Origin of the sequence: Halobellus inordinatus (genome assembly GCF_024464655.1) — an archaeon.
In the GTDB taxonomy this organism is placed as follows: Archaea; Halobacteriota; Halobacteria; order Halobacteriales; family Haloferacaceae; genus Haloquadratum; species Haloquadratum inordinatus.
The window spans coordinates 147,819-160,371 of sequence record NZ_JANHAV010000005.1; the positions used below are offsets into that span (position 1 = coordinate 147,819).

The following is a 12,553-nucleotide window of genomic DNA, read 5'->3' on the forward strand; positions in this document are numbered from 1 at the left end:
GATTCGAATCGACGACGGCGCACCGACGACGAACCGTAGCTGCCGGCCGCCCCGGCAGGCGCAGAGGGGGGCAGTGATGGTCGAGTTGGCCTTCTCGACGAACGCCTATTCCGAATACGGACTTCCGGAGGCGGTTCGGCGCATCGCCGATCACGGCTACGCTGGCGTCGAGATTCTCGGCGACGAGCCCCACGCCTACTTCCCGACGTTCGACGGCCGCGAAGAGCGCGCGCTGTGCGATGCCCTCGCGGAGACCGATCTGTCGGTGGCGAACGTCAACGCGAACACGGCGATGGGCTACTACGACGACGCGCCGCCCTCGGCGTTCTTCGAGCCGAGCGTCATCACCGACGACGAAGCGGCCCGCGAGTGGCGCATCGAGTACACGCACCGCGCCATCGACCTCGCGGAGGCGGTGGGGTCGCCCGCGGTCTGTCTCGCGACCGGCCGACCGCTCGCGGGCAACCCGCCGAAACGGGCGCAAGAGACACTTCGCGCGTCGCTCCACGAGATCCTCGACTACGCAGAGCCGCGGGGCATCGACGTCGGCATCGAGTTCGAACCGGAACTACTCGTCGAGTGCACCGACGAGGTGTTAGCCCTGATAGACGACGTCAGCCGCGAGTCGCTGGGCGTCAACCTCGACGTCGGGCACGCGGCCGTGTACGGCGAGGACCTCACCGAGACCATACACCGAAGCGCGGGCCACATCACCGGCGTGCACGTAGAGGACATCGTCGGCGGCCGCCGGGGCAAACACTACCACCGGATCCCCGGCGAGGGCGACCTCGACTTCCGGGCCATCTTCGACGCGCTGGACGACGTCGGCTACGACGGGTTCGTCACCGCCGAACTGTACACGTACCCGCACGAGCCCGATCGGGCAGCCGAGCGTGCGTACGAGGAACTGGTGCAATACTGCTGAGGTGCAGGACTATTGAGATCACTCTCGCTTCCTGTCGGGCCTGCGGCGGACGTCAGTGGCCACTGGCAAAACAACGTCCGGCGCTCCCGAGACAACTCTGGAGTGCTGCAATACGTCACGGACGTCTGGCAGACAGCATCAGCACTCGGATATCGACCGACATCACCTTCCTGCTACGCCACAGACTACCGCTGTGTCAGAGACGTTTCACGGCGACGTACTGCGTGTCATTCCACCAGACGAACTCACCGAGCACGATCTCGAACCGGCCTTAGAGGAACTGGCTGCATCGCGTGGCGTCCTGGTCTGTCGCCGCGGGGGCCATCCCTCGCTGTTGGAACTCATATGGGCGTTCGTGAGGCGAGACCCAATCGAGGCGGTCACTGTCGTTGCGGACGTCGAAGACGAGGACATCACCGAGGGCGACGAGATAACCGCACAGATCACAGAGACGGAACTATTCGGTGTCTACGAGGTAACCGGCACTATGGACGTTGACCGGGCTTGATACTGTTCGCGAAATAGTAGGGGCCTGATAGTCGCAGCGCGCGGCAGCGCGAATAGCTGCGTGTTCGTTGTCAGGATCGATCGCGGGATCCAGAGACCGAACCGAGTTGGTTCCGATAGCTATCATTACTCGCCTCCGACTCCACTGCCGGTAGAACGCGGCATAACTCGCGGCGATTGGCCGATTAGTGAGGAAATATGCGTTCTATAACAATACACGCGCCAGCGGACTACAGAAACTGTGACCGACATACCTCGACCAGCGTTGCAACTCTACAGCGTGCGAGCGCTCGACGATTCGCTCCCGGACATCGTTCGCCGGGCCGCGGCGGCCGGCTACGAGGGCGTCGAATTCGCCCATCGCTTCCGGGAGGAACCGCCAGAGGCGGTCGCGGCCGCCCTCAGCGAGACCGGGACTGTCCCTGTCGGCGTCCACGCCGAACTCCCGCTCGTCGAAGCGGCCCTCGAAGGCGAAAACGACCTCCTCGACCGCTGCTCGACGATCGGCTGTGACCGATTGATCGTGCCGCACATCTCGTTCGGACACCTCAGATCGCGGAACGCGGTTCAATCCCTCGCCCAGCGACTCCGCGACGCCTCGGTGGCGTTAGACGACCACGGCATCGATCTCGGCATACACAACGTCCGGCACTACCTCTGGCCGCTGCTGCCGGACGTCGTGGAGACGATCACGGACGCAGCACCGTTGCCTCCCGGCGTCGAGAACGCCGCGACGATGGCGGCCAGTCGTGCACTCCGCGCGGGTCGCCAGCCGAAAGCCACCAACACCGGCCTCTGGAATCTGATCACGCAGACGGAGGCTACGGACCTCTTCTTCGAAGTCGAGGTCGGAGAGATCCGTGCCGCCGGGTTCGATCCCGTCTCCGCGTTTCCGATGTTCGGTGATCGACTCGAACTACTGCACCTGCGAGACGTTGCACCCACCGGACGCTTCGGAGCCTTCGAAGACGCGCCGCACGGGGAGGGCGTCCTCGATATGGAACGGATCTTCGCCGCCGCTCGCGACACGGGCGTCGAGTGGATCGTCTACGAGAACGAACTCGACGTCGACGCCGACTCGAAGATCGATCACGGGGCCGCGTTCCTGCGCAAACACCTCGGCCAGAACCACGATCCCGACGTTCGCCTCGCAGACGCCGAGTAGGGGACGATCTCGCGGTCACACAGCGGGCGGGATCACGCCGCGAGCCACTGCCGGATCGCGCCCACGACCAATCGATCGAGTGCCCGGGTCGCGGTTCCGAACGCGACGAAGAAGACGGCCGTCTCCAGGAACGCCCGAATCACGAAGCCACCGGGATCGGCCGTCGAAACGACCCGGACGAGGGAGGGAATTGTTGTCATCGCGGTATCGAAGGTCCAGGCGGCGACGACCCCGCCGACGAGCAGCGCTGCGAGATAGAACTCCGTTTGCGGTTCCGAGAGCGTGCCGCGCTGTGTTGCCTCGTGACGGACTGCGTCCGCCGTCCCGACGCCGAGCGCCGCCAACTGTCGCCGCGCCTGATCGAGCACCGTAACGACCAGCACGAACCAGAGCGCGGCTGCGAGCCCGAATCCGATAGTCGACGGTGCGACTGATAAGATGTCCGCGAGGACTGCAGTGACGCTCGGAGTGACGCGGTCGACGACGACGTAGAACAGCGCGTATCCGAGGACGGCGTCGATAGGGCCGTACGCCGGCACGGACGGGCCACTGCCCGCTTCGACTGGGCGGTCGGCGTCGGGGGCCATACGTACACAGACGTTTCGGGACAGTATCAAAACCGTCCCCGACGCCACTCTCGTAGCTCCCCCGGGTCGGTCTGCTGTTCGCTGCCGTGACCGCCCCGTCTACCGGAAGAGCACGGTCGGCCGGCGGGCGACTGACGCCACCGATTCGTCCGCGTCGATACCGGGCAGTCGGATCGTCGCCGTCGTGCCACCGTCGTCGGCGGCGCCGATCCGGAACGACCCGCCGTAGCGCGTCACGATCCAGTTGACCAGCCACAGTCCCAAGCCCGAGCCGTGTTGCAGTGCGGTTTCGTTACCAGAGGCGATGACTCCCGCTTCCATCTCGTCGATTCCGGGGCCGTCGTCCCTGACCGTGAGTTCGATCCAGTCGCCGTCGTCGACGACGTCGATCGCCACCCGCGGAGTAGGCGACGGGTCGTGCTTGATGGCGTTCTCGACGAGTTCCGAGACGGCCCGCCGTAGCTCCGGGCCGGCACAGATATCTGTACTCGTTCGGATCGTTCGTTCGATCGTCGCCTCAGCGAAGGCGTCTCGGTGACTTTCGAGGACCGCCGCGACGAGCGCGTCGGGGGCGAGCCGCCGGGGGTCACGGTCGCCGCGTGCGTACTGTTCCAGTTCGCGGGCGCGATCGGACAACTCGACCAGTTCCTGTGCGATGTGCTGGATTCGGTCTTCGGCGTCGGTCCCGGTCTCCATCGAACGCTGTCGCTCGCCGTTCCATCCCAGGATCGCGTTCAGGTCGTTGCGCAGATTGTGCCGGAGCACCCGATTGAGGAGTTGGATCAGTTCCTCGGTTCGCTTACGCTCTGTGACGTCGTTCTGGAACCCGAGATAGTGCGAGAGCGTCCCCCCGTCGTCTTCGACGGGCGCGAGGCGGACCTGATTCCAGAAGGGGGTCCCGTCCTTCCGGTAGTTGATGAGCTCCACCGTCACCGGGTCGCCCGCGTCGATCGCCGACCGGAGGCGACTCACCGCGTCCGGGTCCGTCGCCTCCCCCTGGAGAAACCGACAGCTTTGGCCGGTCGCCTCCGCGGCCGGATATCCCGTTACGCGCTCGAACCCGCGGTTCACGTAGACGAGCGGGTTGTCCGGCTTGCGCACGTCCGCGATCGAGATACCGACCTGCGCCTCCTCCATCGCTCGGTTTTTGACGCGTAGTTCCTGCTCGCGCTCTTTCCGATCCGTGACGTCCCGACCGACGCCCTGGATCCCGACGACCTTGCCTCCGCCCGTCACCGGCGTCGCGTTGACCTCGATGACGACGACAGTACCCGACTGATCGAGGAAGTCCAGTTCCATCCGCGCGACCCCCTGTTCGTCGAGGACGTCTACGTAGCCCGCCATCGCCTCCTCGGCCGACGATTCCGTCATAAAATCGACGAAGGATTCGCCGACCAACTCGTCGGGGTCGTAGCCCAAGATCCGCTCGACGGCCGCGGACACGTAGGTGAATTTGGCGTCGAGATCGAGCCGAAACAGGATGTCGAAGCTCGTCTCGGCGATCCCCTCGAACCGGCGCTTCTCACGCCTCAACCGTCCGTTTTGCTTCTCGATTTCGCGCTCGTAGGCGTCCCGTTCCAGTTCGCTACTGACGAGTTTCGCCAGGAGTTCCTGAAAGACCTCCTCGGCTTCCGAGAACGGTTCCTCGCGCTCGTCGTCGGCGGCAAAGCAGACCGTACCGTAGATCTCGTCGTTCACGACGACTTTGGCGCCGATGTACGTGCCCAACCCGAACGTCTGGATCGCTTGCTCGTCGATAGAGGACGCGGCCGCGTCGTGCGTCGCGAACGGGCTCTCGAGTTCGATCGTTCGCTTACAGTAGGCGTCCCGGAGTGGGCACTGTTCGCCCGGCTGGATGAGGTGGTGATCACCCGTCGCCTGGACGATCTCCTGCATTCCATCTTCGATTCTAGTAAGAAATCCGATAGGAAGGTCGAGGTAAGCGGATCCGATTTCGAGCGCGCGCGTGATCTTCTCTTCAGTCTCCCGATTCGGATCGGCGAACACGTCGTAGAGCCGCTCGCGATACGAATCGGAATCCATACTATTTCACCGTGAGCGCGGTGGTTAGAAAAGCATGACGGCTAGCCGCAGAGGGAGAATCGAGACTCCGCCTCGTTTCAGTGGGGCCGGTGTCCCACCGGGAAGTTCGATTCCCTGGGGAGTGCGAAGTTGTACAAAAATCCATCGACGGCCTGCGCCCCTCCGCGGTCGATGTCGGGTTTATACGGATGAGCCGACCCTCGGACGGACTGCAGTATGTCCCCCGACTCTCGGCCCTCCACCGATCGAACGCGACGGCAGTTGCTCTCCGGCGGCGGCGCGGCACTCGCGGTGTCCCTCTCGACACTGACGGCTGGCTGTCTGTCCAGTCTCCCGCCACTCGGCGGCGATCAGCGCTACGGCCGCGTCGGCGTCCCGCCAGCAGGCGACCCCGGATACCGAAAGTGGTTGCCGGCGCCGTCGAGCGTCGACTCCTCGGCCGATCCGTACCACTTCACCGCGCTGGGTTCGACCGCGCTTCGTCCGGAGGCTCCCGAAAAGTTCGTCGGACGGCAGGCCCACGCCAGAGCCGCACTGGACGCCTTCGGCATCGGCTTCGAGAACTACGACCGATTCGTCGGGTCGAACTTCGGTGTCGTCGTCGAGGCGTCGTTCGACCGCGCCGAGGTCACACGAACCGTCGCCGGCACCGGCTACGAACGCGACGGCGACTACCGCGGATACGCGACGTTCGTCCGGTCTGACGTCCCCCGCCGGGTCGCGATCGGCGACGACGCCATCGTGTGGACGAGCGCGTACCAGCACGACGCCCCGAACCTGGAAGCGCTCGTCGATGCCGGAGCGGGCGAGCGACAGCGGTATCACGAAGCCGACGCCGCCTTCGATCGACTCACGGCGGCTGCGGGCGGCAACCCCTATCTGGGCGTCAACACGGGCGTTCGCGACCCGACAGACCGCCCGGTGATGCTCGCCGACGCGATTCGGTTCGACGACGACACCGCCTATCAGGTCGTCCACTATCACTACGCCGACGGCCGGGCGCCGACGAGCGCGGCTCTCGAAGCAGCACTGCGCGAGGACGACTACCGGTTCGTCGACGGCGCCGACGAGTTCGACGTCCGGGTCGAGGGGCGCGTCGCGACCGTCGAGACGCAGGTCCCGCTTCGCTCCGACCGCGAACTCGCCCCCGAGTACGACCTCCCGCAGGTGACGTGGGGAGCGACCTACGATCCGGGCGCCGACGCGGTGACGTTTAGACACGAGGCCGGCGAATCGGTCCCCGCCGACAGGCTCTATTACGACCTCGATCGCCCGTCTGTGCCCGGGAAGATCGAAAAGCGCGACCTCTGGACCGGCACTCGGGAGGTTGCGGCCGGTGCAGAGACGACCGTCGATCTGAGCGATGATCCGGAGGCGACCGGTGTGAGCCTCGTCTATTCGACCGGCGGCGTCGGATTCCACGTACTCTTCGGCCGCGACGTTCGGGGTGAGACCGATGACTAGCGTCGCTGTCGTGACGCCGAGCGCCGGTTCGTCGCGTTCCACGGCCGACCGACAACCAACCGCAGAGACGATCCAGTATGAGACCCAGAATCTATGCCGGAGTCGGATGATACGTGAGGGTGAGATGGCCGACGTGGACCTCGCAACCGTCGTCGCGCTGCTCGACGACGAGCACGTGCGGTCGATCCTCGTCGCGACGAGCGAGACGCCGCGTTCGGCCACCGAACTCGCAGCGCGCTGTGAACTCTCGACGTCGTCGATCTACCGTCGGCTCGACCGCCTGACAGAGGCCGACCTCGTCGGCGAGCGGACCCGACCGCGGTCGGACGGACACCACGAGACGGTCTATGCCTCTCGGCTCGACCGTTTCGAGGTCACGATCCGCGACGGCGAGTTGTCGTGGGAGATCGAACGCGAGAGCGACGACGTCGCCGACCAACTGACGCGGCTGTGGGGGAAGCTCTGATGTCTGTCGCCGGACTCGGCTCCCCGATCGGCCTGCTGGCGGGCGCTGCAGCGACACTCTCGGCGCTCCTCGGTCTCTATATCGGGTATCAGGCGTATCGCGGCCTCCGCCGGAACGACGAGCGCTCGATGCGGTGGCTCTCTGTCGGAATGATTCTCCTCTTCGGGCTGACGTACACGCTCGCTGTCGCCGGCCAAGGGCTGATCGCGTTCCGCGTCCTCCCGATCCGCTTTCAGAACGTGATCCGCCTGCTCGTCCGGACGACCCAGGTCGTCGGACTGGTATGTATCGCCTACTCGCTTCAGATCGCGACCGGGCGGTGACCACCTCCCGCGCTTCGACAGGATCTGTTCTGCGCCCCCGACAGCGACAGTATAATACCGGACCGGGGTCGCTGTAGCCATATGGAGCGATTCGACGTAGCAGTCGTCGGCGGGGGTCCTGCGGGGTCGGCCGCCGGACACGCCGCCGCGTCGGCCGGCGCGTCCGCGGTAGTCCTCGAAAAGGGGGTTCCGCGCGCGGATCGGCCGGACCGACTGGGACCGGACTCGACGGACGCCGCGGGCATCCTCGACTACTGGGTCGACATAATGGGCATCCACCCCGACGAGATGCCCGACGACGTCGTCCTCGGCGAGTTGGATCGAGCGGAGTTCATCGGACCCAACGAGTCGATCACGCTGCGGTCGACCGGGATCGAATCGTCGTACGACAACTTCGGATTCTGTATGCAGCGGGCGCGCTTCGACGACTTCCTCCGCGGCCGCGCGGAAGACGCCGGAGCGTCTTATCGGGTCGGCGTCTCAGTTCGGGGCGTCGAGAGCGATCACACCGGCGGCGGACCGCGGCACCGCGTCGAACTCGCGAGCGGCGACGCCATCGGCGCCGACTTCCTGATCCTCGCCGACGGCCCGCAGCGACAGGTCACGACCGGCGTGCTCGACGAGTATCTCCCGTTCGACATCACCGAGCGCCTCTCGACGCGGGAGACGAACCACATCGCCTACCAGGAACACCGTCGCCTCCCCGAGGAAGTCTTCGAGGAGGTCGCGGGCGCGATCAAGTTCTGGTGGGGGTATATGCCGGGCCACACCGCCTACCCGTGGATTTTCCCGAACGACGACAACGTCGCGCGGATCGGCCTGACGATGCCGATCGGGATGGAACTCGACGACCTGGCGAACCCCGAAGACTACCCGCTCTTAGAGCCCGAGGACGACCGGATCCCGCAGGGCCGCGAGTACATCCGCCGGCTCCTCGAACAAGAGTACGGCGACGAGTACGACATAGCGGAGGATTTCCCCCTCGTCGAGGACCGCGGGAAGTCCGGTGGGACCGAGACGTACGCCATCTCCTCGACGCGGCCGATCGATTCGCCGACCGACGCGGGCATCGCCGTCGTCGGCGGCGCGATGGGGTCGACCTCGGCGTTCCACGAGGGCGGCGATCACACGGCCGTCCGGACCGGCGCGATCGCGGGCGAACTCGCCGCCGCCGGGGATCTTTCGCCGTACAACGACCGCTGGAAGGACGCCATCGGCGACGAGATCCTCCGCAACGTCGCGATGGCTGACGTCGTCCGCGATTACGACCCAGACGACTGGGACTGGGCGTTCTCGACGGCCCGGAAACTCCTCGACAACAGCGAGGGCTACGGACTGTTCGACACGAGCAACATCAGCGCGGGCTTCAGCGCCGCGCGACTGGTGACGACCTACAAGCGCACAAAGTTCTCGTTCCGCAACGGCAAGTACGTCCAACTCACCGAATCCGAATACACGCTGTAGCGCGCTGAGTCGGAACGGCCTTGAGCGTCGACTTCGTAATACGGGTGCGCACCCTTAGTCCCCGCCCGAGTACTCCCATCACGGGAGCGATGACGAGGCGGCGAACCCGGGTGTGCGACATATGGGACGTCCGTGCCCCAAAGACGGGCCGCCTGACACGAGGGTTTCCCGGCCGACGCGGCACGCAGCCCCGGGATGAGGCCGGCCGTTAGTGTTCCGGGCGTACATCGACCTTTTGCAGCGCTCGCTCCGCTCGCTTGCAAAAGCTCGACCAAAAGCCCGCGTCAGGGGCTTCGCCCCTTCCTTGGCCTCGCGCTCACATTCGCTCGCGCGGGTGAACCATAACTAGTAGAAACTCGCCCGGTAGTGTTCCGGGCGTACATCTTAAATTACTTACTAAAAGTATTATAAATAGCATATAGCATCGGCTACAATCTTTTGTCGAGGTCGGTCTCCCGAAGTAAACTGGTATACTACTGTAAGGCTGGGAAATTGCTGCTGATGAAGAGCATAAAACGATGACTGCTGGGTTGCTTTTCTCCGATGGTGATCGATTCGTATCGGTATCAGAATACGCTTCGTGGTATCAACATCTGCGATCCTCTGGACCACAGACGGACGCGAGAGAGAATCCGGGGAAGCCTTTAGTACATCTAATACAAAACAGTACACACATATGCCAATCAGTGCTGATCGGTTCGAGGAGATCGATAACGACGAGGGACAACCAAGACCCGAGACGAATGCTGCCAGGATACTCGAATTTCTCGAAGAGCATGCACACGAGGCGTTCACTCAAACCGAGATCGCAGAGGCGACCAAGGTCAAGCGTGGCTCGGTCGGACCGACACTGGTTCGGCTTCGGGAACGCGGGCGAGTAGACCACAGAGGACAGTACTGGCGAATCAGTGATCACGACCGGAGCGTTGACGCCGCAACGATTCATGCGAGTGAAGTCGCAGCAAGCCACGAAGAAGCACCGTTCGAGTACGACGAGTGGCAGCAGTACGCGGCCGATCCGCGTGAACAGCGTGAGTGATACCTATCAGAAGGGGGACGTCTTCTGGGCTCCCGATCCCTTCAGACAGGGATCGAATCCTCGACTCTGGTTAGTTCTGGCCGCAGAGCAGCTACCGTATCCCGGCGAGGAGTACGTTTGTGCTGCACTCACGACAAGCGACCTTCCGGCAAACCACGAGGTCGGAGATGCGTGGATTACTGGCCGAAACCCCGATAAGACATCGTACTGTTCTCCGTGGGTTATTGGAACGGTCAAACACCGTGCCGTAGCGAATCCACAGGGATGCATCACAACGGAGTTCACCGATCAAATAATTACTCAGAGTAAAGCGGTTCTTGACGGGTCTTGGGAGCTGTCGGAGTAGATCAGGAAACCGTGTGCTCGACTCATTATACTTCCACCGAGCCTACTAGTATATTTTCGCCCGGTAGTGTCCCGGGCGTACATTCTTATATGCTACTAGAATTAATTGTAAATAATTCAACTAGTTTCAACTGGGTCTATTGTCTGGACAGAGTAGTCCACAGAGAACCCCATTATCGGCGTATCCCCGGGAAAATCGATGATGACGGGCCGGGAATAATGTCTGCCGGGGGTGCTGTGTGTCTGTCAGGTTTGGATGTCCACGCTGAATAAAGCGCGCGTATTGCTCACTCCTGGTTATCGGATTTCAGGGCCACTTCCATATCGTTTGTCTCTATATCCCGAGCCACTCATCGTTGCGGATCTGGTACCCCTTTGCCCGGCAGAACTTGGCCGCTTGTCGCCGTACAGCACGGGATCCCGGAAGTTTTTCTTTGTCTCGAATGCGTTCGATAATCCAATCGCTAATGGCCTGGATCCCTTCATCGTCGTCATCGGCGTCAATGGCTTTGAGCTCCTTGAACGTCATTTCGTAGGCTTTGCGCTGTGACCAACGGAGATCCGCGTTCGGGAGCGTCTCGCTGGCTTCTACAACCCGTTTCATGGCCGCGGCGACGGTCGGCCGCTGGACTGCAACACTGACGGCAACGGGCGAATCGAACGTCTCCTCGTCCGTCGCCGGCAAGAGTTCTTCGATCGTGTAGCTCCCGTCGGCCGATTCAACCTTGAGGTCGCCGGCGGCAGCGATGAGCTGGGCCCCCGTTGCCGGGAATTCAACTGATTCGAGTTCCGACTCAAGATCGCCGAACTCTTCTGCCTCTACCGGTGGCTCCGGTTCGTCCCCCCGCTCTAGTTCTGCGGCAACGTCGCGCTCTCGCTGACGTCTATCGGTGTCCCGCGCTTGCTCCTCTCGGCTGTTCTTGTCATCTGCCATCTTCGATTGTAGGCTCTCTAGTCGGATAGGCCTGTGGCTGGTGAACCAGGAATTCCTAGCGCCTTACTGTCATATTGATGATACTAACGGCTCAAAGTTCACCCGTGTTCAACATTATCACAGAGTCGTGTCTCCAATCCCAGAGTTCGGCATCTGTGTCGTATTTACTGGTTTAAAGCCCCCAAAACGTTCTATTTTAGTTCCACCGGACCTACTAGTAGAAACTCGTCCGGTAGTGGTCCGGGCGCACATTTTGGAGATACTAATAGAGTCAATTACGAATGGTTGACTGGCCCTATGGGAGCCATCATTCATACGTATTGTCACGTAGTGGGTGTCTCTCGCTGTGTTTGGATTCTCAGCCGCACACAAGGAGAGTGCATCACCACGGACGAGAACCCCAGAGCCGATCAACGCCGTTCCATACCCAGATAGAGGACGACAATAGCACACAGATAGAGTGTCATCCCCCCGACGACCCCCCACGTCAACATATTCGACGGGTCGAAGTTGTGCCAGACTCGGGCAACACCAACCAGTACCATCGTGAACCCGAGTATCTGGCTCTGGACCAGTATGCGGGCGGCACTCCAGCGCAGGTCGAGCACGACGACCCCGTTGACGACACCGAAGAGTGCGAACCAGCCGGCAAGAATTCGTGCCGTCAGCGGGGAGACTGCCCACGGCCACGCACCAATCATTATGTCGGGGAAGATAAACAGGATGACGGCACTGACGGTGACGACGACGCCGAGGCCACCTCCCAGCACTCGGACTGCTCGTGGTAGAACGGGTCCACTGTCTCTCTCCTCTCTGGGGTCAGTCCGGCAATTAAGTACCCATAACGCGGGGACGAGCACCGGCGTGACAGCGTAGAGAATCACCCAGAGGTAGAACGTGTGGTGGCTGTGGTTGAAATTTTCCCAGTGGAGGACAGTGGCGATGGCCATCGCCCACGTGAACGTGGCGATGCCGAGAAACACCGGAGCGACCCTGTGCCACTCGTCTACGGTGGCGACTCGGTAGAAAAAATACACGCCCGCTCCGTAGCCAGCACCCATTATGATCGGTGTCATCTCGGGCCGAATCGTCCACGCGAAGAACTCAGCAGTCCGAGTTGGCTCCCCGTAGAGAACCAGAAATGCCGCGGCGAGAAACGGGATGATGAGACGTGCGACCCATCGAGTGATAGGCAGGACCTGGTCCTCCCGATTCTGCGCGTCCCCCAGCAACACCTGTACTCGTGGCTGTTCAGTCAGTTTCATCGGTAATCCGACCCACTCTCTGATCC

The 12,553-nt window shown here is 62.8% G+C and carries 12 protein-coding genes; 8 read left to right on the plus strand and 4 right to left on the minus strand.

Annotated elements, in window-relative coordinates:
- Window positions 1-76 precede the first annotated feature (76 nt).
- The 3 genes from NO347_RS11060 (at window position 77) to NO347_RS11070 (ending at window position 2,597) form a co-directional block, all read left to right on the plus strand.
- Window positions 77-925: a sugar phosphate isomerase/epimerase family protein gene (locus NO347_RS11060; RefSeq protein ID WP_256289646.1), complete on the plus strand. Its 849-nt coding sequence runs from the start codon at window positions 77-79 to the stop codon at window positions 923-925.
- Window positions 926-1,118: 193 nt separating this feature from the next.
- The gene (locus NO347_RS11065) at window positions 1,119-1,433 is read left to right on the plus strand and encodes a DUF7526 family protein (RefSeq protein WP_256289647.1); all 315 of its coding nucleotides are present in this window, start codon (window positions 1,119-1,121) and stop codon (window positions 1,431-1,433) included.
- Between the two features lie 240 nt (window positions 1,434-1,673).
- A complete protein-coding gene (locus NO347_RS11070; protein ID WP_256289648.1) occupies window positions 1,674-2,597 on the plus strand; it encodes a sugar phosphate isomerase/epimerase family protein in 924 nt (307 codons plus the stop codon).
- A gap of 32 nt (window positions 2,598-2,629) precedes the next feature.
- On the opposite strand, the gene NO347_RS11075 is transcribed toward NO347_RS11070, so the two are convergent.
- Both NO347_RS11075 and NO347_RS11080 read right to left on the minus strand, forming a co-directional pair.
- A complete protein-coding gene (locus NO347_RS11075) occupies window positions 2,630-3,184 on the minus strand; it encodes a hypothetical protein (RefSeq protein WP_256289649.1) in 555 nt (184 codons plus the stop codon).
- A gap of 99 nt (window positions 3,185-3,283) precedes the next feature.
- Window positions 3,284-5,227: a PAS domain S-box protein gene (locus NO347_RS11080; RefSeq protein ID WP_256289650.1), complete on the minus strand. Its 1,944-nt coding sequence runs from the start codon at window positions 5,225-5,227 to the stop codon at window positions 3,284-3,286.
- Window positions 5,228-5,443: 216 nt separating this feature from the next.
- Here NO347_RS11080 and NO347_RS11085 point away from each other — a divergent pair, with 216 nt between their 5' ends.
- The 5 genes from NO347_RS11085 (at window position 5,444) to NO347_RS11105 (ending at window position 9,983) form a co-directional block, all read left to right on the plus strand.
- Window positions 5,444-6,691, plus strand: a complete 1,248-nt coding sequence (locus NO347_RS11085; RefSeq protein WP_256289651.1) for a hypothetical protein — start codon at window positions 5,444-5,446, stop codon at window positions 6,689-6,691.
- A gap of 124 nt (window positions 6,692-6,815) precedes the next feature.
- Entirely contained in the window at window positions 6,816-7,157 is a 342-nt protein-coding gene (locus NO347_RS11090) for a winged helix-turn-helix domain-containing protein (protein ID WP_121569356.1), read from the plus strand.
- Entirely contained in the window at window positions 7,157-7,480 is a 324-nt protein-coding gene (locus NO347_RS11095) for a DUF7521 family protein (RefSeq protein ID WP_256289652.1), read from the plus strand. The genes NO347_RS11090 and NO347_RS11095 overlap by 1 nt, the downstream gene beginning before the upstream one ends.
- An 81-nt stretch (window positions 7,481-7,561) precedes the next feature.
- Window positions 7,562-8,944 carry an NAD(P)/FAD-dependent oxidoreductase gene (locus tag NO347_RS11100; RefSeq protein WP_256289653.1) on the plus strand — a complete coding sequence of 461 codons (1,383 nt, stop codon included), beginning with the start codon at window positions 7,562-7,564 and terminating at the stop codon, window positions 8,942-8,944.
- A 676-nt stretch (window positions 8,945-9,620) separates the two neighbouring features.
- Window positions 9,621-9,983 carry a MarR family transcriptional regulator gene (locus NO347_RS11105; protein WP_256289654.1) on the plus strand — a complete coding sequence of 121 codons (363 nt, stop codon included), beginning with the start codon at window positions 9,621-9,623 and terminating at the stop codon, window positions 9,981-9,983.
- Window positions 9,984-10,662: 679 nt separating this feature from the next.
- On the opposite strand, the gene NO347_RS11110 is transcribed toward NO347_RS11105, so the two are convergent.
- Together NO347_RS11110 and NO347_RS11115 are read right to left on the minus strand one after the other, a co-directional pair.
- Window positions 10,663-11,262, minus strand: coding sequence for a DUF5789 family protein (locus tag NO347_RS11110; RefSeq protein WP_256289655.1), 600 nt, complete (start codon window positions 11,260-11,262; stop codon window positions 10,663-10,665).
- A 410-nt stretch (window positions 11,263-11,672) separates the two neighbouring features.
- Entirely contained in the window at window positions 11,673-12,527 is an 855-nt protein-coding gene (locus tag NO347_RS11115) for a hypothetical protein (RefSeq protein WP_256289656.1), read from the minus strand.
- Between the last annotated feature and the right edge of the window lie 26 nt (window positions 12,528-12,553).